Below are 22758 nucleotides of genomic sequence, written 5' to 3' on the forward strand. Positions count from 1 at the left end.
GTGTTGGGGCGACCGGCTTCGGGGGAGCCATTGCAGGCTGTTAGCGCGGTGAGGGCGCTGAACGTGGCGATGGCTGTCGTGAGCGGTCGGGAGGGCATTCGGGCTCCGTTCTGGGTGCGGGTGGTGTAAGGGTGTCATACGGAGGGTGGTCGTCGGCCGAGTTATCCACAGGTTGCAGGAAGTGTCAGGGGGTGGTTTCCGGGCGTGGGCCGCGGGTGGGAGAGACTTCGGTTATGTCGCCTATTGGTCGTCGTCGGGGTCGTGCAGCGGTGTCGGGCGGGGAGAAGGTGGTGGTGGCGCCGGAGCCGCATCCGTCCGGGGCTCGGCCGCCGCGGATTCCGGCGGAGCTGGAGCCTCGGCACGTGGCGATCGTGATGGACGGGAACGGGCGGTGGGCCAAGCAGCGGGGGCTCGCGCGGACCGAGGGGCACAAGGCGGGGGAGGCCTCGCTGCTGGACGTGATCAAGGGCGGCATCGAGATCGGGGTGAAGTACATTTCGGCGTACGCGTTCTCGACCGAGAACTGGGCGCGCTCGCCCGAGGAGGTCCGGTTCCTGATGGGGTTCAACCGGGAGGTGATCCACCGGCGCCGTGACGAGCTCGACGCGATGGGTGTGCGGGTGGTGTGGTCCGGGCGGCGGCCGCGGTTGTGGAAGAGCGTGATCGACGAGCTCGAGTACGCGCAGGAGCGGACCAAGCACAACGACACGATCACCCTGCAGTTCTGTGTGAACTACGGTGGTCGCGCCGAGCTCGCGGACGCGATGCGGTCGATCGCGCGGGATGTTGCCGACGGCAAGATCAAGCCGGCCCGGATCACCGAGCAGACGGTCGCGCGGCACCTGTACGCGCCGGACATCCCGGAGGTGGACCTGTTCGTCCGCTCGTCGGGTGAGCAGCGTACGTCGAACTTCCTCGTCTGGCAGCTCGCGTACGCCGAGATGGTCTTCCTCGACACCCTGTGGCCGGACTTCGACCGCCGCGACCTGTGGCGCGCGATCGAGCTCTACGCCCAGCGCGACCGTCGGTACGGCGGCGCGATCCCCAACGAGATCGCCGAGTAGCCTAGCCGGCCCGGCCAACTGGAGAACCCGGGCAGACCGCGGGCCCGGGGTGGGGTCAGCTGGTGCGCGGGTTCGGGAGCAGCCCCTGTTCGATGGCTACTGTTACGGCCCGGGTTCGGTCGTCGACGTCCAGTTTGGTGAACAGCCGCTGCAGGTGGGTCTTGACCGTGGCCTCGCCGATGAACAGCTCCCGCCCGATCTCGGCATTACTCAGGCCACGGGCGACGGCTGCCAGCACCTCGAGCTCGCGCGGTGACGGTTGCGCGGTCGCCGGCGCGGTCGGCGTACGCAGCCGAGACATGAGCCGGGCCGCGACCGGTGGTGCCAGGACCGTCTCGCCGCGGGCCGCGGCGCGAATGCCGTCGAGAAGATCCGCGTGCGGGGTGTCCTTCAGCAGATACCCCGCGGCGCCGGCCTCGACCGCGTGCAGGATGTCGGTGTCCGTGTCGTACGTCGTGAGCACCAGCACCCGCGTCGACGGGTGCGCGGACACGATCGCCTCGGTCGCCGACACCCCGTCCATCCGTGGCATCCGCAGATCCATCAGTACGACGTCCGGCTCGGCCGCCTTCACCAGCGCGAGGGCCTCCGTGCCGTCGCCCGCTTCGCCGACCACCGTGATGTCCTCGGTGACCGCGAGCATGCCGATCAGCCCGGACCGCACCACGGGGTGGTCGTCGACCACCAGTATTCGAATCACGCGTCCTCCGCTGGAATCAACACCTGCACCCGGGTACCGCGACCCGGCGAGCTCTCCACCTGCACCGAACCACCCGACTCCTCGACCCGCCCGCGCATCGCGGCGAGTCCGAACCCGGCGTCCGACGCCCCCGGCGTGAACCCGGACCCGTCGTCGCTGATCTCGATCCACACCCCGTCGTCGGACAGGCCCAGCCTGATCTGCACCTGCGTCGCCCCGGCGTGCTTGCGAACGTTCGCCAACGCCTCCTGCGCGGACCGCAGCAGCACGACCTGCTGACCCTGCGGCAGTGCGGTGACCTCTTCGTCCGGCAGGTCGAGCGACACCTGTACGTCGACGCCGGTCTCGGCCGCGAACCGTTCGGCCTGCCGCCGGAGCACCTCCGTCAACGTTGCCCCGGACAACGCAACCGGGGTGAACGCGGCAACCAGAGCCCGCGCCTCGGCCAGGTTCTCCCGGGCCGTGTCCTCGATCGCCGCCAACCGGGCCGCGGCCCCGTCGGTCCCGCCGCGCTGCAACTCGACCGCGGCCGTCTGCGCGAGCATCACGATGCTCGTCATACCCTGCGCGAGCGTGTCGTGGATCTCTCGCGCCATCCGCTCCCGCTCAGCCATCACCCCGGCGGTGTGGTGGGCCTCGGCGAGCTCGTGTCGGGCGGACTGCAACTGCTCGATCAGCTCGGCCCGCTGCTCGCTCTGGGTGATCACCCGCTCGATCCAGATCCCGAAAAGCAGGCTCACGACGAGGCTGACCGCCATCCACGGCAGGGTCGACCAGAAGGCGTCCCACCCCCAGCCGGCGTTCCACAGTTGCCCGGAGCCGACGGCGATCACCAGCAGCACGCTGAACGCCGCCCCCTCGCGCACGCGCTCGCTGAGCAGCCACATGTGCCCGGAAGTGATGAACAGCAGGAACACCGACTGCGGATACAGCGCGACCAGCACCATCAGGCACCCGATCAGGATGATCCGGTACGTGTACGACGGAACCCGCCGGCGCGACGTGATCGCGGGCATCCCGACGAACTGGTACGCCGCCGCCAGCACGACGATCACACCCGTGTAGGCAATCCGACGATCCGAGCTCATCTCCTCGGTGAACGACGTGGCCACTGTCACCGCGAGCAGCACCCAGAACACGATGTGCCAGCCGATCAGCGAGCGGATCCAGATCGGCTCGTCCACCCGGGTCGTCGGTTCCACGGTGTCTATCTTCCTCTCATCCGATTGTCGACAATCAACCCGCGTCTCGGCGGGTCCAGCGGAAGACTCGCTGCGCGACGACCAGACCGACGACCAGCCACACCGACAGCATGATCGCGCCGAGGCCAAGCTGCCACGACCCGCCCGGCTCGTTGGCCTCGAACCCGGCCGGCAGGAAGACCGACCGCATGCCCTGCGCGAGCCACTTCAACGGGAAGATCTCCGCGACCGTCCGCATCCAGGCCGGCAGGCTGCTGTAGACGAAGTACACGCCGGAGATGAACTGCAGCAGCAGGACGACCGGCGTCACCACCGCGGACGCCGCCTTGCCCGACTTCGGTACGACGGAGAACGCGATCCCGAGCACCGACCCGGAGGCGGTGCCGAGCACGAAGATCCACAGGAAGTGCAGCCACTTCGAGGGCTCGGACGGGATGTCGACGCCGAGCAGCAGACCGGCGATCGCGAGCAGCAACCCGAACTGCAGGACCGAGGTGACCAGGACCAGGCCGATCTTGCCGACGAAGTACGACTGCGGCGACATCGGCGTACCGCGCAACCGCTTCAGCAGGCCCTCGTCGCGTTCCATCGCGATCGTGATCGACAGCGACTGGAAGCTGGTCAGGAAGATGCCGGAGGCAATCATCCCGGGGGTGAAGTAGGTGGCGGCGTTGACCCCGCCGGCGAAGTCGGTGCCGCTGAACACGGCCGAGAAGATGCCGAGGAAGACGATCGGGAAGAAGAAGGTGAAGATCAGCTGCTCCCGTTCGCGGAAGAACTGCCTGACCTCCAGCCCGGTCCGGGACAGTCCGACCTTCATCGGCGACGGCAGTACGGCGCTCACCGCGCGGCTCCTTCCAGCTCCGGAGCGGCCGCGACCGCCCCGATCAGTTCCAGGTAGATGTCTTCCAGGCTCGGCCGGCGGACCTCGAGCTCGGGCACTTCCGAGCCGCCGTACTGCGCCATCAGCCGGGCGACCTCGGCGGTCGGCTCGTCGGTACGGATCTCGCGCATCCCGTCGGCCGACAGCCAGGACACCCGTGCGGTCCGGGCGCCACGCCCGCCGAGGGCCTCCGGGGTCGCGACCTCGACCATCCGGCCGTCCGCGATCACGCCGACCCGGTCGGCCAGGTGCTCGGCCTCGTCCAGGTAGTGGGTGGTGACCAGGATGGTCGTGCCGGCGGTTCGCAGGTTCTCGATCAGCGTCCAGAACTGCCGGCGCGCCTCGGGGTCGAAGCCCGTGGTCGGCTCGTCCAGGAACAGCAGTTCCGGGTTGCCGACCATTCCGAGTGCGACGTCGAGGCGGCGGCGCTGCCCACCGGAGAGCTTGCGGGTCCGGGTACGGCGCTTCTCAGTCAGGCCGACCGAGGCGATCACCTCGTCGGGGTCCCGCGGATTCGGGTAGTAACCGGCGAAATGGTGCACCAGTTCGGCGACGGACAGCTCGGCCTCGTCCCGGGACGTCTGGGCGACGATCCCGAGCCGGGACCGCCAGACCCGGTCGCCCCGTGCCGGGTCGACCCCGAGCACGCGGATCTCGCCCTGGTCCGCGCGGCGATACCCCTCCAGAATCTCCACGGTCGTCGTCTTGCCGGCCCCGTTCGGCCCGAGCAGGGCGAACACCTCACCTCGATGGATGTCCAGGTCGACCCCGTCCACCGCAACCTTGTTCGGGTACCGCTTCACCAGCCCCCGTACCCTCACAGCCTCATCGCTTCCCATGCCCCAAAGACTCCCGTGCGCCCGCCCGCTTGCGGGAGCACCGTCCGGATGACCCCGTGTCCCCCGACCGGTGGACACAGACCAAGGGGACACAGACCAAGGGGACACAGACCAAGGGGACACAGACCAAGGGGACACAGACCAACCGAACGCGGACCAGGTGGACGCAGGCAGGGGACGCGGACCAAGAGGACACAGACAGCGGGAGACGCGGGCCAAGGGAACACAGGCGAAACGCGGCCAAGGGGACGCCGGGCGAGCGGACGCGACGCCACGCCCGGATGGCTGACGGGATCCGGGCCACGCCGGTAGCGTCGGGGCATGGCTCAGACGGTGCGTGGTGTGGTGGCGATGAGCAAGGGTCAGCCGGTCTCGATCGAGGAGATCACAATCCCGGATCCCGGGCCGGGCGAAGCGGTGGTGAAAGTCCAGGCGTGCGGCGTCTGCCACACCGACCTGCACTACCGCGAGGGCGGCATCAACGACGACTTCCCGTTCCTGCTCGGTCACGAAGCGGCCGGCGTGGTGGAGTCGGTCGGCCTGGGTGTCACCGACGTGCAACCTGGCGACTTCGTCGTACTGAACTGGCGGGCGGTCTGTGGCAACTGCCGCGCGTGCCTGCGCGGTCGCCCGTGGTACTGCTTCAGCACCTACAACGCCGAGCAGAAGATGACCCTTGCCGACGGCACCGAGCTTTCACCGGCTCTCGGCATCGGCGCCTTCGCCGAGAAGACGCTGGTCGCCGCCGGTCAGTGCACCAAGGTCGACCCGGCCGCGAAGCCCGAGGTCGCCGGCCTGCTCGGCTGCGGCGTGATGGCCGGTCTCGGCGCCGCCATCAACACCGGCAACGTCGGCCGCGGTGACTCCGTCGCGGTGATCGGCTGCGGCGGCGTCGGTACGGCGGCCGTCGTCGGAGCCCGCCTGGCCGGTGCGGCGAAGATCATCGCCCTGGACATCGACGAGCGCAAGCTCGCGACGGCCCGGGAGCTCGGCGCCACCCACACGATCAACTCGAAGGGCCTCGACCACGACGGTGTGGTGTCCAAGGTCCAGGAGTTGACCGGCGGGTTCGGCGCCGACGTGGTGATCGACGCCGTCGGCCGCCCGGAGACCTGGAAGCAGGCGTTCTACGCCCGCGACCTGGCCGGCACTGTCGTCCTGGTCGGCGTACCGACGCCGGAGATGACGCTCGAGATGCCGCTGCTGGACGTCTTCGGCCGCGGCGGCTCCCTCAAGTCCAGCTGGTACGGCGACTGCCTGCCGACCCGCGACTTCCCGCTGCTGATCGACCTCCACCTGCAGGGCCGGCTCCCGCTGGACCGGTTCGTCTCGGAGACGATCGCGCTGGACGAGGTGGGGGCCGCGTTCACCAAGATGCACCACGGCGACGTCCTGCGATCCGTGGTGATCTTCTAAGCCTGGAACGAGATCCACACGTCCGGCGGCGCGTCCGGAACACCTTCGATCGGCCGCTTCTCCTCCGACCACGCGGACCCGGAGATCTGGCCGGCGACCCGTCGCCAGAACCGGACCGCCGTCTCGTTGCTGTCCTGGAACGCCACTTCCCAGCGGCCCGGGTGCTGGGCGACGACGTCCTGTACGGCGCGCAGTCCGAGGCCCTGACGCCGTACCGGCCGGACCAGGAAGAAGCTGTTGAGCACGCGCACCGGCTCCGTCAGCGCGCGCACGAACGCGAAGCCGACCGGATTCTCCCCGGTGTGGAACAGATAGCCCGCCCAGTTCGGATCGCCGGTCAGCACCGACTCGAGCCAGTCGCTGCGATAACTGCCGTCCGGCCGCGGCAACTGGCCCTGGAATTCCGACAGGTCGTGGCGGAACATCAGGAACAACCGGTCCAGCACGACCCGGTCCGCCTCACCGGCACGGCGTACCACCAGCTCAGACATGGATCTCCTCAGGGAAGAACGGGGATGAGAACGCAGAAAAGCCTCCCGCGGGCAGCGGAAGGCTTACTGCGGAGCAGCTTAGCACCTGGGTGCGCGGCCGGGATCAACCCTTCTGGCAGTCCTGGCAGGTGCCGAAGATCTCGAGCGTGTGGCTGATGTCGGCGTACCCGTGCTCGGCCGCGACCTTGTCCGCCCAGCGTTCGACCGCCGGCCCCTCCACCTCGACCGTGCGCCCACAGTTGCGGCAGACCAGGTGGTGGTGATGTCCCTTGGAGCAGCGCCGGTACGCCGTCTCGCCGTCCGCCGTCCGCAGTACGTCGACCTCGCGGGAGTCGGCCAGAGCCTGCAGGGTGCGGTAGACGGTGGTCAGGCCGACGGCCTCGCCGGACGACCGGAGTTCCTGGTGGATCTCCTGGGCGGTCCGGAAATCGTCGAGATTGTCGAGCGCGGACGCGACCGCAGCGCGCTGACGGGTCGAGCGTGTTCCGATGGCCACCGTTCCTCCTGTCACTCCGTCACCGTCATCGCCCCGGCAACCCGGCCAATTCTCTCAGAAGGCATCAAGCTAGTGCTCGTCCCAGTGATCGCCGTGCGCCGCGTGCAGGTGCCCGTCGTGCACGTAGTCGACGTGGTCGCCGTGCTCGACGGCGGCGTGCCCGCACTTCGGGTTGTGCGCGTGCGGGTGCCCGGCGCTGACCACGTGCGGTACGGGCTCGGGTACGCCGATCTCCGGCTCCTCGTCCGCGAGCGGTGCGACCCGGCCCTGCCGCCGCCGGATCAGCGTCCCGACCGTCGCCGCCACCACGAACCCGGCCAGCGCCAGGACGACGATCGTCGCGCCCGGAGCCACATCCGCGTTGTACGACGTGACGATGCCGGCCAAACACGCGACCACGCCGATCCCACACGCGACCACGAACGTACTGCGGAACGACCGAGTGAGCTGCTGTGCGGTCGCGACCGGTACCACCATCAGCGCACTGACCAACAGCAACCCGACGGTCCGCATCGCCACCGTCACGGTCACCGCGGCCATCACGGCGATCACCAGGTTCAGCAGCTGTACCCGCAGCCCGGTGACGCGGGCGAACTCCTCGTCCTGGCACACCGCGAACAGCTGTGGCCCCAGCCCGACCGCGACGACCAGTACGGCGACGGCCAGCCCAACGACGACGTACAGGTCAGTGGGGGACACCGTGGTGAGTGAGCCGAACAGATAGGTGTTCAGCGTGGCCGCACCCTGCCCGGCGAGGCCGATGAGCAGCACACCGCCCGCGATCCCGCCGTAGAACAGCAGTGCGAGGGCGACGTCGCCACTGGCCTTGCCGCGGGCGCGTACCAACTCGATCGCGGTCGCGCCGGCGATGGCGACGATGATCGCCGTGAGGACCGGCGCACTCCCGGTGAGCAGACCGAGCGCGACTCCGGTGATTGCGATGTGGCCGATGCCGTCGCCCATCAGCGACAGCCGGCGCTGGACCAGGTAGGTGCCGATCGCGGGCGCCGAGAGACCGGTGAGGAGACCGGCGATCAGCGCCCGCTGCATGAACTCGAGCTGGAACAGAGTCATGACAGCCACCCGGGTTCTTCGCCGCCGTGGGAGTGGTGGACGTGCGCGTGGGTCTGCGAGGCGTGCGGCGGGCCGTCGTACACGATCCGGCCGCGGCGCAGGACGATGGAACGGTCGATCAGGGCGTCCATCGGACCGAGGTCGTGGCTGACCATCACCACAGTGGTACCGCGCGCGACCCGTGCCCGGATCGCGTCGGCGAAGATCTGCTGGCTGGCCAGGTCGACGCCGGCGGTCGGTTCGTCCAGGATCAGCAGCTCAGGATCGGACACCAGCGCCCGCGCGATCAGCACCCGCTGCTGCTGTCCGCCGGACAGCTCGGCGACGGCGTCCTTGCGGCGGTGGGCCATGTCGACGATCTCCAGTGCCTCGTCGATCGCCTGCTTCTGCGAAGCGCGCAGGGGAGCGAACAGCCGTCGTTCGGACAGCAGCCCGGACGACACCACCTCGTGCACGGTCGCCGGTACGCCGCCGGCCGCGGTGAGGCGTTGCGGTACGTACCCGACGCGATGCCACTGGCGGAAGCGTGGCACCGGCGTACCGAACAGTCGGACCTCGCCACGAGCAGCCGGGAGCAGACCGACGACAGTGCGGATCAGAGTGGACTTGCCTGAGCCGTTGGTGCCGAGGACAGCCACCACCTCGCCCTGGCGGATCTGCAGGCCGACGCCCCGCAGCACGAGACGACCGCCCAGGTCGACCGAGAGATCGGCGACCTGGACGGCCTTCGCGGCAGTGTCTGGTGATGTCACGCGCAGCTGTTCGCCTTCCGGAGCTCCTGCAGGTTCTCCCGCATCAGGGTCAGGTAGGTCTCCTGCGAGTTGGCGTCCGACAGCCCCTCGATCGGGCTCAGTACGGCGGTCTTGACGCCGACGTCATGGGCGATCGTCTCGGCCACCTTCGGGCTGACCAGCTCCTCGTAGAAGATCGTGGTCACGTGCTGGGCCTTCACGATGTCCTGGACCTCCTTGATCCGGGCCGGGGTCGGCTCGGCGTCCGGGGTGAACCCGGCGATGCCGACCATCGTCAGACCGTACCGCTTCGCGAGGTAGGCGAAGGCCTCGTGGCTCGTCACGAACGTCTTGAGCCGGCAGTTGGCCAGCCCGGTCCTGAACTCGGAGTCGAGCTTGCCGACCTCGTCGAGCAGGACCTTGGCCCGGGCCTTGTACCCGTCGGCGTTGGCGCTGTCGGTCTCGACCAGCTTGTCGGTGATCGCCTGGACGACTCCGGCGTACCGGACCGGGTCGAGCCAGAAGTGCGGGTCGAGCGCCTCGTTGCCGGCCTCGGCGGGTCGTGCGGCCGGCGCGGCGGTGCCGGTGTAGGCGGCAGGCGTGGCGGGGGTGCTGCTCTCCTCGGCGTGCTCCTCGCCCTCGTGGCCCTCGCCCTCGTGTCCCTCGCCCTCGTGTCCCTCGCCCTCGTGTCCCTCGCCTTCCTCGTGCTCACCGAAGTCGGCGCCGGTCGCCTCGAGCTTGGCCGCCGGAGCGATGTCGAAGCCGGTCTCCTTCGCGTTCTGGTCGATCGCCTCGTCGACCGCGGGCTGCAGGCCCTTCTCGTAGACGACCAGCTTCGCCTCGGCGATCTCGCCGACCTGCTTGGGGGTGAGCTCGAGGTCGTGCGGCTCGACACCGGGGGCGGTCAAGGTGGTCACGTTCACCGCGTCACCCCCCACTGTGCGGGCGATGAACTCGAGCGGGTAGAACGAAGCGACGACGTCGAGCTTGTCGCCACCGGAGCCGCTGGCGGACGAGTCGCCGCATCCGGCCAGGGTGAGGGCGGCCAGAGCGGTGGCGCCGGCGATGACAGCACGAGTACGAGATCTCATGACAATCATTTTCATTTAATTGGAAGTGGTTGTCAAAACAGGGAGTTGACCCATGGCCAGCCGCAACGTCGGACGCAGACGAGCCGACCACCGGGCCGACCGCCGCCGGGGCCTCGCCATTCCCACCGGTCACGGGCACGGGCACGGTCATGGGCACGGCGATCACGTGGTGGACACCTCGGTGGTGAACGCGGACGCGATCGTCGCCCGCCGAGTCCGGATAGTGGTCGCCGCGGTGCTGATCCCGCTGATCACGGCCGCGGTGGTCGCGATGATCGTGCTGTGGCCCGGCGGCGGGGTGAAGGTCGCGTCGTACCAGACCGAGACCGCCCGGGGCGAGGTCACTGCGATCAAGGCGTGCTCCGATCCGAAGGCGCAGTGCGACGAGGCCACCGTCAAGCTGAGCACCGGGCCGGAGAAGGGCCGATCCGTGCCCGTTGCGATCCCGAAGACGGGTCAGGTCCCGATCCCGGTCGAGGTCGGGGAGTCGGTGATGCTCGGCGTCCAGGCCGACGCGCCGACCATCGCCGACAAGTACCAGTACGTCGACCATGACCGCACTCGACCGCTGCTCCTGCTGGCCGGGCTCTTCGCGGTCGCGGTGGTCGCGCTGTCGCGCTGGCGAGGTTTCGCGGCGCTGGTCGCACTGGCGGTGACCGCGGCGATGCTGACGCAGTTCATCCTGCCCGCGATCCTCAAGGGCTCGAACCCGCTTCTGGTCGCGGTCGTCGGCGGAACGGTGATCATGACCGTCGCGCTCTACGTGACGCATGGCATCAACGCGGAAGCTTCGATCGCCCTGTCCGGCACGATCGCGGCGCTCGGGCTGACCGTCGTGCTGGGCTGGTTCTTCACCGAACTGACCCAGCTGAGCGGGTTGGCCTCGGAAGGTGCGTCGGCGGCGAAACAGTTCGCGCCCGACCTCGACCTGACCGGGTTGCTGGTGGCCGGCATGGTCATCGGCGCCTTGGGTGTGCTCGACGACGTCACGGTGACCCAGGCGGCCGCCGTCTGGGAACTGTCCGCCGCGAACCCCTCCGCGAGCCGGCGTGAACTGATCGGCGCGGGCCTCCGGATCGGCCGCACGCACGTCGCCTCGGTGGTCAACACCCTGGTCCTCGCGTACGCCGGTGCGGCGATGCCGACGTTGATCGTGTTCGCCGTCCAAGGCCTACCGGGTCAGTACGTCGTCTCCACCGAGACCGTGGCGATGGAGGTCGTCCGGGGTCTGGTCGGCAGCCTCGGGATCATCGCCGCCGTCCCGCTGACCACGGCCCTCGCGGCGATGGCTGTCGCCCATCGTTCCCGCGAGCTGGTCGCCACGGAGCCGGAGCACGTCGGCAGCTGAAACCCCTTGTCACGAGAGGAAAACCAAGTCTTCACAGCGAGTCATCGGGCTCCTACAGTGCGTATTAGGGTCACGGAAGGTCCGCCTCGACTACCTTCCGTGCCCTGACGGGGTGAGGAGGTCGGGATGCGATTCCGGCATCGGGACGGGTCGATCATCCATCTGGGCTACAGCGCCACCGTGCACCCGGCCGAGGATCTGGACGGCGTGATCGCCGGGCTGGACAGCTGCGGGTCGCTCGTCCGTCAGGAGCTGGACGTGCCGAAACTCGGCATCGGTCTGTGGTTCGCGAGCCCACTGGCCGACCGGTTGGCGAACTCGCCGGCCGCGACCAACAAGCTGCGCCGGGCGCTCATGCGCAACCACCTGGAAGTGGTCACGCTGAACGGCATCCCGCACTCGTCGTTCCCGGACGCGGTCGTCCGTACGAAGCTCTACTGCCCGGACTGGACCGAGCCCGAACGCCTGCGCTACACCCTCGACCTGGTCGACGTACTCGCCACGTTGCTGCCGGCCGATGTGTCGTACGGATCGATCTCGACCCTCCCGCTCGCCTGGAGGGTGCCGTGGACGAAGGCGCGCGACCAGGCGGCGCAGAAGGCGTTCGAGCGGCTCGACTGGCATCTGGAGCGGACCGAGCAGCGTACCGGCCGCAGGATCCGGGTCGCGGTCGAGCCCGAACCGGGCTGCGTCCTGGAGATGACCGGGCAGGCCGCCGCCTGGCTCAGCCGCTACTCCAGTCCGTACGCCGGTTCGTCGCGGATCGGACTGGGGTTCGACGCCTGTCACCTGGCGGTCCAGTTCGAGGAACCGGCCGACGCGTTCGAGACGTTGTGGCGAGCCGGTGTGGACGTGGTCAAGGCACAGCTGTCGGCGGCGCCGCAACTTGTCGACCCGTCGGACACCGCGGCCCGGCGGCGACTGGCCGAGCTCGGCGATCCGAAGTGCCTGCGTCAGGTGCGGGAGTGGTGCGGGCCCGGAGTCGACGATGTCGAGCAGGCGTACCAGCTGTCCGGGCATGCGGCCTGGCGGATGCACGCGCACATCCCGGCGCACTGCGGGTTGCCGGATCCGCTCAGCGGCACCAACGCCGTACTCGAGGACTGCCTGACCCGCCTGGTGGGCTGCGGTCAGCCGCTCACGCATCACCTCGAGTCCGAGACGTACGCGTGGGCCCGGAAACCCAGGACGCCCGAGACGCTGGCGAAGAAGATCGCCAAGGAGCTCGACTGGCTGCGCAAGCGCCTGACCGCCTTGGGGCTGGAGGAGATCTCAGGCTGACCCCGCGGACGACGAGCTCGGTCACACGACGACCGGCTCGGCCTCGCCGAACGCGAGTACGCCGTTCGCGTCGCGCATGCTGGTCGACTGCGTCCGCGTCCACCACTGAGACGGCGGACGTGTGGCCCGGCTCAGCGGCCGGCGATCCGGGACACCGCGAACAGCACGATGATCAGGATGGAAAAGATCCGCAGGAAGCGCTGACCGGTGGTGACGACCGGCCAGGACAGGAAACCGAGCCAGGACAGCAGCAGCGCGAGCAGGATCAGCGCCGGAATGGCGACCGGGACCGGAGCGAAGACTCCGGCCACCGCCAGCACCAGGGTGACCCCGGGGAGGGTGAGCTTGGGCATCCCGTGCAGCTTCGCCACGTACGGGTAACTGATCTTGGTGATCCGCTGCCGGAGCGGGCTCACCGGCTGACTGCTCGGGGAACTCATCTGTCCATTGTTCCAGGCGCGCGGAGCTGTGGATAACTCCGGACCCGATCGTGCGGAAACCAATAGATTCAAGGGCATGACCGGTTTGCCTTCCGTAGACGACATCCGCGCCGACCTGCCCGCCGTCCTGGCGCGCTTCCGCGCGGGCCGCACGCGCGCCTTCAGCTTCGGCGCGGGCGTGCCCGAGGCGGTGCTGCTCACGTACGACGAGTTCGAGGACCTCGGCGGTGAAACCAAGTTCACCGTCGGGCCGACCGTGCTCGAGCCGGCCGCGCTGGCCGAGCGCCTGCCCGCCGTGCTCGAGGCCGCCCGCGCTGGCTCCGGCACGCCGGTCGTCTGGGGCGAATCCGGCGAGCCGGAGGCGGTGGTCCTGTCGCCCTCGCAGTACCGCCACCTCCGAGGCGACGACGAGCCCCCACCCGGCGTGATCGACGACCCCACGGTGCGCAGGTACACCACAGAACCGTTGCCAGGCAGCCGCCCGCTGAACCTGGACGAAATTGCTGAACTGATGGGCCCGGAAGCCGTTCGAGACCTCGAGGAGATTCGCCGTGAAGGCAACCAGTCATGAGCGCACCCCCGAGCTACGTGCTGTTGCTCACCGACAAGTTCGTCGACGATCTGCGACGGCTTGCGGCTGACGCTCGGCGCGATCCCGGCAAGGTGTTCCTCCGGCAACAGGTTCTGCGGCAGCTCGACCAACTCAGCGCCGGCGCCACCGACGGGCATCACGCGCTCGGGTATGAGGCCGGGAAAGGGGATCTGCGGGACTGTGCGGTCGGCTACGTGCAGTCGGACCCGGAACAGAAGCCTGACCATCGGCTGGTGTTCCGGGAGATCGGCCCGGAGACCCCGGACCAGCTGCCCCGGCGGGAGCTCCTCGCGATCAAACCGCGGCACGGCTCGAACAACATCTACGCCCACGTCTGCGCCCGCCTGACCGTCATCCAGCCGACCGCCAACCCGGCCTGAACAGGTTCGGCGACCGCCCGGCAGACTCCGGCGGGAGCCAGGCGAGCCGCCAGGCCGAGCTCGACGCCAAGCGCGCGAGCGCGCACGCCTGGGCCGGCCAGCAGCCGCTGGCGTCGTCCCGTCCGCTGCAGCTCGGCGGAAGCTCACCGCGCGCGCCCACCGAGTCGGCCGCCCGGCGACTGGCCGCCGTCTGGGCTCGGGGAGGGGCCCTGCCTGGGCGGCCAGGGGCTACCGGGTGGCCTGGGCGTGATCGGGGGTGAATAGGGTGAGTGCGTGTTCGTGGTGATCAGGTTCCGGGTGGCGGAGGCCGAGCAGGCGGAGTTCGCCGTCCGGTTGCAGGCCGCGGTCGACGTACTGCAGCAGCAGAAAGGCTTCGTCGCGGCGCGCGCCGGGCAGAATGTCGACGACCCCGAGTTGATCGCGTTGACGATGGAGTGGCTCAACATCGGCAGCTATCGTCGCGCATTGTCACCGTACGAGGTGAAGCTGGCCGCGGTGCCGTTGCTGTCGCTGGCGATCGACGAACCCACCGCGTACGAGGACCTGCCGGAGTTGCTGCCGTAGCACCGATCCCCGCGTGGATTCCGCCAGGGGCCGGTCGGACCGATAGCCTGGACCCTTCCGTGTTGCAAAGTGCCGTTACTGGAGTCGCAAAGTGCCCGTGGAAACCGTCGATGCCGTCGTCAGCCTCAGCAAGCGGAGGGGCTTCGTCTACCCGTGCGGCGAAATCTACGGCGGTACCAAATCGGCCTGGGATTACGGACCGCTCGGTGTCGAACTGAAGAACAACATCCGCGCCCAGTGGTGGCGCGCGATGGTGACGAGTCGTGACGACATCGTCGGGCTGGACTCGTCGGTGATCCTGCCGACGAAGGTGTGGGAGGCGTCCGGGCACCTGTCCGAGTTCGTCGACCCGCTGACCGAGTGCCAGTCCTGCCACAAGCGCTTCCGCGACGACCACCTGCGCGAGGACTTCGCCCGGCGGAAGAACAAGGACCCCGAAGAGGTCAAGCTGGCCGAGATCGCCTGCCCGAACTGCGGCAACAAGGGCACCTTCACCGAGCCGCGGATGTTCAACGGCCTGCTGAAGACCTACCTCGGCCCGGTCGAGTCCGGGGAAGGGCTGCACTACCTGCGCCCGGAGACCGCGCAGGGCATCTTCGTGAACTTCGCGAACGTGATGGGCACCGCCCGGAAGAAGCCGCCGTTCGGGATCGCCCAGGTCGGCAAGAGCTTCCGCAACGAGATCACCCCGGGCAACTTCATCTTCCGGACCCGCGAGTTCGAGCAGATGGAGATGGAGTTCTTCGTCGCCCCCGGCTCCGACGAGGAGTGGCACGAGTACTGGCTGACGGCCCGCTGGGACTGGTACGTCGACCTCGGCCTGGACCCGGACAACATGCGCCGCTACGAGCACCCGCAGGAAAAGCTCAGCCACTACTCGAAGCGCACCGTCGACATCGAGTACCGGTTCAACTTCGGCGGCAAGGAGTTCGACGAGCTCGAGGGCATCGCGAACCGGACCGACTTCGATTTGACCACGCACTCCAAGCACTCCGGTGCCGACCTGTCGTACTTCGACCAGGAGAAGGGCGAGCGCTGGACGCCGTACGTGATCGAGCCGGCGGCCGGCCTGACCCGCAACGTGCTCGCGTTCCTGCTCGACGCGTACACCGAGGACGAGGCGCCGAACGCCAAGGGTGGCGTGGACAAGCGGACGGTGCTGCGGTTCGACCCGCGGCTGGCCCCGGTCAAGGCGGCCGTGCTGCCGCTGTCGCGGAACGCCGAGCTGTCGCCGAAAGCCAAGGACCTCGCCGGTGAGCTGCGGAAGAACTGGAACGTCGACTTCGACGACGCCGGTGCGATCGGCCGCCGCTACCGCCGCCAGGACGAGATCGGGACGCCGTACTGCATCACCGTCGACTTCGAGACGCTCGACGACCAGGCGGTGACGATCCGGGAACGCGACTCGATGAAGCAGGAGCGGGTCGCGCTCACCGAGGTCACCGGCTACCTCGCCCAGCACCTGGTTGGCTGCTGACCATGGCGGCGCCACGGTTCGTGCCGACTCGGCACGTGCGGTTCGGACTGACCGTCTTCGGTTTGTCCGCGATCGCGGTGTTCGCGCTCAGCGCCTGCTCGGACGACGAGCCGCGGGCCGGCAGCAACCCCCCGTCGCCGTCCGCGTCGGCTCCATCGAGCGCGCCGATCCCGACGGCGTCCACGCCGTCGCTGACCCCGCTGCCGACGCCGTCGAAGCCGTGGCCGACGCCGAAGGTGACCGGCGAGCCGGAGAACGACGCCCCGCTGGCTGAGCGAATCGAGTTCGCGATCGCCAAGCAGGCGCAGGTCGCGGCCGGCAAGGCCGCCGCCACGACGGTGAAGTGCCCGGGCATCGACAAGGCCGACGAGCCCGGCAAGCACGAGCTCACCTGCACGGTCACGTACGCCGGGAAGCCCTACAGCGGCACCCTGACGGTCGACGCCAAGAGGTACTCGGCGTCGTACAAGTTCACCTCCCAGTCGGTCGCGATCGTGAAGGCGAAGGTGGTCGACGCCGTGCTGCGGGAAGCACCCGGGGCGGCGAAGGTGACCTGCACGATGGATGATGTTGCCGTGGTCAAGCATTCCGGCGAGCCGATCGCCTGCGACGTCACCACGACCGAGAACGCGGTCCAGCCGTACAAGGCACAGGTCTCCGGCAACGGTCAGGTCCTGGTGGCGAAGGCCTGACGGTGCCGATCTCATCCCCACCCCACCACCCCGGGCTGACGCTGGGCGACCTCACGATCGGCACGCCCGTGGTGCTGGCGCCGATGGCCGGCATCACGAACGCGGCGTACCGGCGGCTGTGCGCCGAGCAGGGCGCCGGGCTGTACGTCTGCGAGATGATCACCTCGCGCGGCATCGTCGAAGGCGACCAGAAGTCGCTGGACATGCTCACGTTCGACGAGCGCGAGACGGTCCGCTCGGTCCAGCTGTACGGCGTCGACCCGGTGTACATCGGCCGCGCGGTCCAGATCCTCTGCGACCAGTACGGCGTCGCGCACATCGACCTGAACTTCGGCTGCCCGGTCCCGAAGGTGACCCGCAAGGGCGGTGGCGCCGCGCTGCCGTGGAAACGCAACCTGCTCGGCGCGATCGTCCGATCGGCGGTCCACGCCGCGACGCCGTACGGCGTACCGGTGACGATGAAGACGCGGATCGGCATCGACCACGCGCATCAGACGTACCTCGACGCCGGGCGGATCGCGGAGGAGTCCGGCGCTGCCGCGATCGGGCTGCACGGACGTACGGCGGCACAGGCGTACTCGGGTCAGGCGGACTGGTCGACGATCGCAGCGCTGGTGGACCACGTGAGCATCCCGGTTCTCGGCAACGGGGACATCTGGGAAGCCGGTGACGCGCTGCGGATGGTTGCGGAGACCGGCTGCGCCGGCGTGATCGTCGGCCGCGGCTGCCTTGGCCGTCCATGGCTGTTCCGGGACCTCGCGGTCGCCTTCGCGGGTGGTGAGGCGCTCAGCCTGCCGACCCTCGGTGAGGTCGCCGTAGTCATGCGCCGCCACGGCGAGTTGCTGGCGGACCTGATGGGCGAGCAGCGCGGCCTCCGCGACTTCCGCAAGCACGTCCCGTTGTACCTGAAAGGCTTCCCGGCCGGCGGTGAACTCCGCGCCGCCCTCGGCATGGTCGAGTCCCTCGCCGAGCTGGACGACCTCCTGGTTCAGCTCGACCCCACCGTCCCCTTCCCCGTCGCCGAACTGGGCGCCCCCCGAGGCCGGCAGGGCAGCCCCCGCGACCACGTGATCCTCCCCGAAGGCTGGCTGAACGACACCGACGGCCTCTCCGCCGACCTGGCTGCCGCAGAAATAGGCGTCTCCGGCGGCTGATCAAAGGTCCCGCCGCACCACCTCCGCCGAAGGACCGCTGAAGGACACCGTTTGCGGCGGCGACCGTTCGATCGGCCGCCTCCGGCGACGCCGTTGCCGGTATCGGGGCCTGAGGCGGTTCGCCTAGGGGCCGAATGGGCTGGCGACCGGGCACTGCGGCCGCCGAAGGTCACCGTCTCCGGTGGCGCCTGTTCCATGTGGGCTTGCTCGGGGCTTGAGAGGTGCGGACGATTCGGGGCGGGGGTACCAGTTGACGGACCTGGTCGACCTGCGGTTCAGATGCCGACCTTCTGGTGCTCTGGCTCGACGACGAGCACCATCCGCTCGTCGTCGCGGGGATAGCGCTCGTCGATGTACTTCGCGACCAGCCGGTCGATGATCTCCCACGCCTCGTCACCCTCGATCCACTCCACCACCCGCCCGCGGACGACGACGGGCTGGAACGGATTGTCGACCGGCACGATGGACAGCGCGACTCGGGGGTCGCGGCGCAGGTTGCGGGCCTTGCGCATCCTGGGACCGGTGAAGAAGACGATCTGGTCGCCGCGTGTCCCGACGTACACCGGGGTGCTGTGCGGCGAGCCGTCCGGGAGGACGGTGGCGACGTGTGCGAACGACGCGGTGTCGAGGACCTCGCGAACGACGGGGTCAAGCATGGTGTGCTCCTTCAGCGGGAATTGTCGGCGCGCCACGCGACGTAGTCGGCGACCGCCTTGGCGATGTCGAAGGATGGCTCGAAGCCGGTGTCCTCGGTAAGTCGGGTGATATCGAGATAGGGGTTGTCGCCGGCGCCGCCCGCGCGTCCGGGGAGGAGCTCGAGTCGACTGCCGGAGACGGTCGACCGGAGTGCGTCCACGAGTTCGCGGTTGGTGAAGGGCCGGCCGCTGGAGACGTTGTACGTGGTGTGCCACAAGGTGTCCGTGATCGTCAGGAGGGCGATCGCGCGGCCCGCGTCCGGTGCGTAGCAGGTGTCGCCGCCGTCGTCGGCGTACAGCGGTTGCGGCTTGTCACCCCGGAGTACGGCGCTGATGTACGGCGGGATCGGGTTGAACGGCGACTCGGGGTCCATCAGGGGTCCCCACGTGCTGCCGATCCGGAGGACGACCGGCTGGACGTCGGTGTCCTGCAGACCGTGGGTGGTGAGCGGTTCGACGGCCTTCTTGAACGCGACGATCAGGTGCGGCAGGTCCGCGGTGGGCAGCGCGAGCCCCTCGTGCCAGGGGATCTCGGCCCTGCCGATGTAGTTGCCGAGGCTGCTCGCGACCGCGAACCGGCCGATTCCCCAGGTTCGTGCGGCGTCCAGGGCGTTGAGCAGGCCGGTCAGGTCGGTGCGGAAATACTCGACCGGGTCGTCGCCGGGAACACTGCCGGCCAGGTGGACGATGCCGGTGATCCCATGACGTTTGCCTAGGGCAAGGAATGCGTCCCGGTCGGTGACGTCCAGGGACTCGACGACGACGTCGCCGGCCAGAAACGACGGGACTTCACCGCGGCGGTGCGAGGTGACGACGACCTCGTGGCCGAGATCGACGAGTGCGCGGGCGGTGTGGGCGCCGATCATGCCGAGGCCACCGGTGACGAGGATCATCGGAGCACCTCATAGCGGAGGTGGGTCACACCGGGTGCCGGTACGACGTCCAGCAGGCGGAGGTTCACGTGCTCCGGAAGCTCCTGGAAGAAACTGCGGCCCGCGCCCAGCAGGATGGGAATCTGGTGCAGCATGACCTCGTCGACGAGGCCGGCGGCCAGCGCGGACGCCAGTACGCCGCCGCCCATCAGGCCGACGTCCTTGTCGCCGGCCGCCGATCGTGCCGCCGCGACCGCGTCCTCGATGCCCGTGGTGATCAGGGTTTGACGGTCGTCGCTCATCCCGGGGACAGGCCGGTGGCTGAGGACGAACAGCGGTGCGGTCGGGTGCGGTGCACCGCCCTTGACCCACTCGGAGTCGTCGTAGGTGTTGCGTCCGGCGAGGCTGGCGCCGATGCGTGCGGCGACAGGGTCGAAGACCCGGGCGCTGGCCTCACTCAGCCTGAAGCCCTCGAACACCCGGCTGGGCGTGTCTCCGTCGAAGTACCAGTCGAACAGCATCGACCCGTCGCCGAGACCGCGGCCGGGGCCGGGATCGCGACCGGTGATGTAACCGTCGACCGACACGGAGTGGGCACTGATGACCTTGCTCATGGCTGTCCCTCGCTGGTTGATCAGAGTGCTTGGGGGAAGTCGAAGAACCGTCCCGGGTCGTAGGCCTTCTTCACGGCCCGCAGCCGCGGTTGGTTTCCTGCGTGGTACGCCTGGGGTCCGTCCGACAGCGCCGGATCCGGGAAGTTCGGGTAGACGTGTCCGCTGGCGTCCGCATGGGCGGTCGCCCAGGAGGCGTCGACCCACGGGTCGCCGTGCGCCGCGACGTGCTCGAGCAGGAAGCGCTCGTCACGGTGGGCGAACGCCGTTGCGTCAGCGGCGATCCGGTTGTAGGCACCGCCCATCGCGGTGAACGAGACTTGCCGCCGGCCGGTCACACGGTCCGCGCGGAGTTGGTCCACCAGTGAGGCGAGAACCTGGTCCGACATCGACTGCGCGAAGAACTCCGACCGGATCCTGAGCGAGTGACGGTCCGGCACGTCGCGCGGATCGGCGACGCTGCGCTTCAGGTCGCGCAGCGGCATACCACCGCGCAGTTCCCAGGGAACGGCCGTGCCGATCAGATGGCTGAGCTCCTGCAGCAGGTCCCGGGTCGGGCCTTCTTCGAACAGGCATGCGCCGAGTACGGTCGCCTGCACGGGTACGCCGGGTTCGGATGCGATCGCGAGGTTGACCGTGAGCTCGTCGGGAGTGTCGGGCGCCCAGGCCTGCCAAGCCACGACCAACTCCTCCACGTCACGCGCAAGCCAGTTCGCCTCGATCCGAGTGGTGACCGGCTCGGGAACGGTGTCGAACCGCAGCGACGTCACCACCCCGAACTGACCGCCACCCGCGCCTCGCAGGGCCCAGAACAGATCGGGCTCGTGGTCGGAGTCGCAGTCCACCACGCTGCCGTCGGCGAGCACGACCCGCGCGCCGACCAGACGGTCGCAGGTCAGCCCGTAGCTGCGCCCGATCAGGCCGATCCCACCCCCGAGGGTCAGGCCGGCGATGCCGACCGTGGGACCGCACCCGGCAGGCAGACCGCGACTGTACGCATGCAACTCGGCGTACACCTGGCCGAGCACGGCGCCGGCGCCGATCGTGGCGATGCCGTCGGGGGCCACCGTGATGGCGTCGAGGCCGGTCAGGTCGAGTACGACGCCGTCGGTCGAGGACCGGCGGGCGAAACAGTGCCCGCCACCGCGCGGCACCAGACGCTCGCCGGCCGCGGCCGCATCTTTGATCGCGGCAACGACATCCACGACCGAGCGGCACTGCACCACCAGGCGGGGTTGTCCTTCGACCGTGTCCTGCATGTGTTCGAGACTAGGAACGGCGTACCGCCCGCATCTTGAACGAAACGTGCATGTTCAGAGCCGGGTCGGCGGGCCGCCACGGGTCGCGAGGAACGGCTGGTACGACCCGGAGTGGTCGTGCTCGCGTGCGCAGCGGTCGAGGTTGACCTCGAGGAGCTGACCCGGCGTGAGACCGCTCAGGCGGAGGCATTCCCGGTTGAGGTGCGCCTGGTCGGCGTACCCGACGTCGAGCGCGAGGCCCGCGACACCGTCGACGCCGCGTCGGCCGGACGGAGTCGCGCCGGCCTGGGCGAGGGCGAGGAAGCCCTGGAAGCGCAACGTCCGTTGGAGCACTTTGGGTGTCGTGCCCACCGTGTGCAGGCAGCGGCGGCGGAGCTGGCTCGCGGACAGGGCCAGGTGTGTGGCCAGGCGTTCGATGTTGACCGGCTGCCAGGGCATCAGGGCGCGGACGGCCTCGTTCACCAGCGGATCCAGCCGAGCCGACGTGCGGAACTCGTTCAGGAGATGGGCCTGCAGATAGGTGAGCGCGCGTTCGGGTGTCGTTGCCTGAGCCATGGCCTCGACGAGCCGGTCTGCCGTCTGCCCCCACAGTTCGCTCAGGCTCACCTGCTGATCCACGAGGTCGTCGAGCATGGCCGGTAGCGGTGGCGCCGTCCCGGGATGGAAGCGTACGCCGACGAGAGTGGTGTTCGCCGGGGTGATCTCGATCGCCGGTCCGGTCAACGGGCCGAGCAGTTGCGGGTGGCCACCGATCGGGAAGTGGATCTCGACGCCGCCGGAGGGCAGGTGCCGGTGGACGTGCTCGGTCGGTCCGGTGCACTGGATCCACACAGTCCGGACCACTCCCGCCAGCCCCGGGACCGGCAAGCGCTCGCGATACGACTCCACCGCCGCCACTCTCGCACTGAAACGCTCCGGCGGGATCGTGTCAAGCCTCTTCACCAGGTCCGGAGAGTCGTCCCCGCCGCGGTTCAGGCGCGGTAGAGCTGCGGTACTACAGGAGGCGTTGCTGTTCGTCGCCGAGCCACCAGTTGCGATCGGCACGCGACCTGCGGCGTTGGATGCCCGGAGCTCGGCCAGTACCGGGCACCCGGCTGAACCTGGTCCTTGATCACCGTGAGGTGTCGGGTGTGTTGATAGTTATTCGGGAGTCCATCATTATTTGATCGACTGAGTGTGACTCCCGGAGGTCTTGATGGTCGATGAGCCGGATGGCGGGGACCTCTCGCGGTTGCGGCAGTTGAACGCTCTGGGCGTCCTCCGTGTCCTGCGGGACGAGCGGCCGCTCACGTTGACGGAGCTGGCCAGGAGAACCGGGTTGTCCCGCGCGTCCACTGAGGATGTCGCCAGGGAGCTGCTGGCCCGGGGGTGGGTGGCCGAGGTCGCGCCCGAGGCAGGGACGGTGG

Annotated in this window: 26 protein-coding genes; 11 read left to right on the top strand and 15 right to left on the bottom strand. The window is 69.1% G+C overall.

The window, feature by feature from the left end; translation table 11 throughout:
- The first annotated feature begins 233 nt into the window (after positions 1-233).
- Positions 234-1064, top strand: coding sequence for an isoprenyl transferase (locus E1218_RS24990; RefSeq protein ID WP_132324226.1), 831 nt, complete (start codon positions 234-236; stop codon positions 1062-1064).
- 55 nt (positions 1065-1119) lie between these two features.
- Here the strand turns inward: E1218_RS24990 and E1218_RS24995 are convergent, their stop codons facing one another.
- The 4 genes from E1218_RS24995 to E1218_RS25010 are packed head-to-tail and all read right to left on the bottom strand — an operon-like array spanning position 1120 to position 4652.
- Positions 1120-1764 (bottom strand): response regulator, encoded by a 645-nt coding sequence (locus tag E1218_RS24995; protein WP_132324228.1) that lies wholly within the window; start codon positions 1762-1764, stop codon positions 1120-1122.
- Positions 1761-2966, bottom strand: coding sequence for a sensor histidine kinase (locus E1218_RS25000; RefSeq protein ID WP_233712446.1), 1206 nt, complete (start codon positions 2964-2966; stop codon positions 1761-1763). Before E1218_RS25000 ends, E1218_RS24995 begins: the two co-directional genes overlap by 4 nt.
- Positions 2967-3000: 34 nt before the next feature.
- Positions 3001-3810, bottom strand: coding sequence for an ABC transporter permease (locus E1218_RS25005; protein ID WP_233712447.1), 810 nt, complete (start codon positions 3808-3810; stop codon positions 3001-3003).
- Positions 3807-4652 carry an ABC transporter ATP-binding protein gene (locus E1218_RS25010; RefSeq protein ID WP_456074180.1) on the bottom strand — a complete coding sequence of 282 codons (846 nt, stop codon included), beginning with the start codon at positions 4650-4652 and terminating at the stop codon, positions 3807-3809. Before E1218_RS25010 ends, E1218_RS25005 begins: the two co-directional genes overlap by 4 nt.
- A 357-nt stretch (positions 4653-5009) precedes the next feature.
- Here E1218_RS25010 and E1218_RS25015 point away from each other — a divergent pair, with 357 nt between their 5' ends.
- Complete coding sequence (locus tag E1218_RS25015; RefSeq protein ID WP_132324232.1) at positions 5010-6104, top strand: S-(hydroxymethyl)mycothiol dehydrogenase; 1095 nt, start codon at positions 5010-5012, stop codon at positions 6102-6104.
- Here the strand turns inward: E1218_RS25015 and E1218_RS25020 are convergent.
- From E1218_RS25020 to E1218_RS25040, 5 genes are all read right to left on the bottom strand, one after another.
- A complete protein-coding gene (locus E1218_RS25020; protein ID WP_132324234.1) occupies positions 6101-6595 on the bottom strand; it encodes a GNAT family N-acetyltransferase in 495 nt (164 codons plus the stop codon). The genes E1218_RS25015 and E1218_RS25020 overlap by 4 nt on opposite strands.
- A 103-nt stretch (positions 6596-6698) precedes the next feature.
- Positions 6699-7091, bottom strand: coding sequence for a Fur family transcriptional regulator (locus tag E1218_RS25025; RefSeq protein WP_132324236.1), 393 nt, complete (start codon positions 7089-7091; stop codon positions 6699-6701).
- Positions 7092-7160: 69 nt separating this feature from the next.
- Positions 7161-8165 carry a metal ABC transporter permease gene (locus E1218_RS25030; RefSeq protein WP_132324238.1) on the bottom strand — a complete coding sequence of 335 codons (1005 nt, stop codon included), beginning with the start codon at positions 8163-8165 and terminating at the stop codon, positions 7161-7163.
- Positions 8162-8917: a metal ABC transporter ATP-binding protein gene (locus E1218_RS25035; RefSeq protein WP_132324240.1), complete on the bottom strand. Its 756-nt coding sequence runs from the start codon at positions 8915-8917 to the stop codon at positions 8162-8164. The genes E1218_RS25030 and E1218_RS25035 overlap by 4 nt, the downstream gene beginning before the upstream one ends.
- Positions 8914-9987, bottom strand: a complete 1074-nt coding sequence (locus E1218_RS25040; RefSeq protein ID WP_132324242.1) for a metal ABC transporter substrate-binding protein — start codon at positions 9985-9987, stop codon at positions 8914-8916. Before E1218_RS25040 ends, E1218_RS25035 begins: the two co-directional genes overlap by 4 nt.
- A 52-nt stretch (positions 9988-10039) precedes the next feature.
- Between E1218_RS25040 and E1218_RS25045 the strand changes: the two genes are divergently transcribed.
- Together E1218_RS25045 and eboE are read left to right on the top strand one after the other, a co-directional pair.
- Entirely contained in the window at positions 10040-11335 is a 1296-nt protein-coding gene (locus E1218_RS25045) for a YibE/F family protein (protein ID WP_132324244.1), read from the top strand.
- Between the two features lie 126 nt (positions 11336-11461).
- Positions 11462-12616: a metabolite traffic protein EboE gene (gene eboE / locus E1218_RS25050; protein WP_132324246.1), complete on the top strand. Its 1155-nt coding sequence runs from the start codon at positions 11462-11464 to the stop codon at positions 12614-12616.
- A gap of 131 nt (positions 12617-12747) precedes the next feature.
- On the opposite strand, the gene E1218_RS25055 is transcribed toward eboE, so the two are convergent.
- A complete protein-coding gene (locus E1218_RS25055) occupies positions 12748-13056 on the bottom strand; it encodes a DUF6703 family protein (protein ID WP_132324248.1) in 309 nt (102 codons plus the stop codon).
- A gap of 76 nt (positions 13057-13132) precedes the next feature.
- Between E1218_RS25055 and E1218_RS25060 the strand changes: the two genes are divergently transcribed.
- The 6 genes from E1218_RS25060 to dusB all read left to right on the top strand — a co-directional run bounded on the left by E1218_RS25060 (position 13133) and on the right by dusB (position 17915).
- On the top strand, positions 13133-13627 hold the full coding sequence (locus E1218_RS25060; protein WP_132324250.1) for a hypothetical protein: 495 nt from the start codon (positions 13133-13135) through the stop codon (positions 13625-13627).
- Positions 13624-14028, top strand: coding sequence for a hypothetical protein (locus E1218_RS25065; RefSeq protein WP_132324252.1), 405 nt, complete (start codon positions 13624-13626; stop codon positions 14026-14028). The genes E1218_RS25060 and E1218_RS25065 overlap by 4 nt, the downstream gene beginning before the upstream one ends.
- A 273-nt stretch (positions 14029-14301) precedes the next feature.
- Positions 14302-14592 (top strand): antibiotic biosynthesis monooxygenase family protein, encoded by a 291-nt coding sequence (locus E1218_RS25070; RefSeq protein WP_132324254.1) that lies wholly within the window; start codon positions 14302-14304, stop codon positions 14590-14592.
- A gap of 91 nt (positions 14593-14683) precedes the next feature.
- Complete coding sequence (locus E1218_RS25075; protein ID WP_132324256.1) at positions 14684-16069, top strand: glycine--tRNA ligase; 1386 nt, start codon at positions 14684-14686, stop codon at positions 16067-16069.
- Positions 16070-16071: 2 nt separating this feature from the next.
- The gene (locus tag E1218_RS25080; protein WP_233712448.1) at positions 16072-16761 is read left to right on the top strand and encodes a hypothetical protein; all 690 of its coding nucleotides are present in this window, start codon (positions 16072-16074) and stop codon (positions 16759-16761) included.
- 83 nt (positions 16762-16844) lie between these two features.
- Entirely contained in the window at positions 16845-17915 is a 1071-nt protein-coding gene (dusB, locus tag E1218_RS25085) for a tRNA dihydrouridine synthase DusB (RefSeq protein WP_233712449.1), read from the top strand.
- A 275-nt stretch (positions 17916-18190) separates the two neighbouring features.
- Here dusB and E1218_RS25090 read toward each other — a convergent pair whose 3' ends face one another.
- From E1218_RS25090 to E1218_RS25110, 5 genes are read right to left on the bottom strand one after another with little or no spacing between them, the layout of a single operon-like run.
- Complete coding sequence (locus tag E1218_RS25090) at positions 18191-18571, bottom strand: PPOX class F420-dependent oxidoreductase (RefSeq protein ID WP_132324258.1); 381 nt, start codon at positions 18569-18571, stop codon at positions 18191-18193.
- An 11-nt stretch (positions 18572-18582) separates the two neighbouring features.
- Positions 18583-19503 carry an NAD-dependent epimerase/dehydratase family protein gene (locus E1218_RS25095; RefSeq protein WP_132324260.1) on the bottom strand — a complete coding sequence of 307 codons (921 nt, stop codon included), beginning with the start codon at positions 19501-19503 and terminating at the stop codon, positions 18583-18585.
- Positions 19500-20096 (bottom strand): dihydrofolate reductase family protein, encoded by a 597-nt coding sequence (locus tag E1218_RS25100; protein WP_132324262.1) that lies wholly within the window; start codon positions 20094-20096, stop codon positions 19500-19502. Before E1218_RS25100 ends, E1218_RS25095 begins: the two co-directional genes overlap by 4 nt.
- A 20-nt stretch (positions 20097-20116) precedes the next feature.
- The gene (locus E1218_RS25105) at positions 20117-21352 is read right to left on the bottom strand and encodes an FAD-binding oxidoreductase (RefSeq protein WP_132324264.1); all 1236 of its coding nucleotides are present in this window, start codon (positions 21350-21352) and stop codon (positions 20117-20119) included.
- Between the two features lie 54 nt (positions 21353-21406).
- Positions 21407-22240, bottom strand: coding sequence for a helix-turn-helix domain-containing protein (locus E1218_RS25110; RefSeq protein WP_132324266.1), 834 nt, complete (start codon positions 22238-22240; stop codon positions 21407-21409).
- A 307-nt stretch (positions 22241-22547) separates the two neighbouring features.
- On the opposite strand from E1218_RS25110, the gene E1218_RS25115 reads away from it, so the two are divergent.
- The coding region (locus tag E1218_RS25115) for a helix-turn-helix domain-containing protein (RefSeq protein WP_132324268.1) at positions 22548-22758 on the top strand (211 nt) is incomplete at its 3' end.

The sequence above is a fragment of the Kribbella turkmenica genome (genome assembly GCF_004348725.1).
Taxonomy (GTDB): Bacteria; Actinomycetota; Actinomycetes; order Propionibacteriales; family Kribbellaceae; genus Kribbella; species Kribbella turkmenica.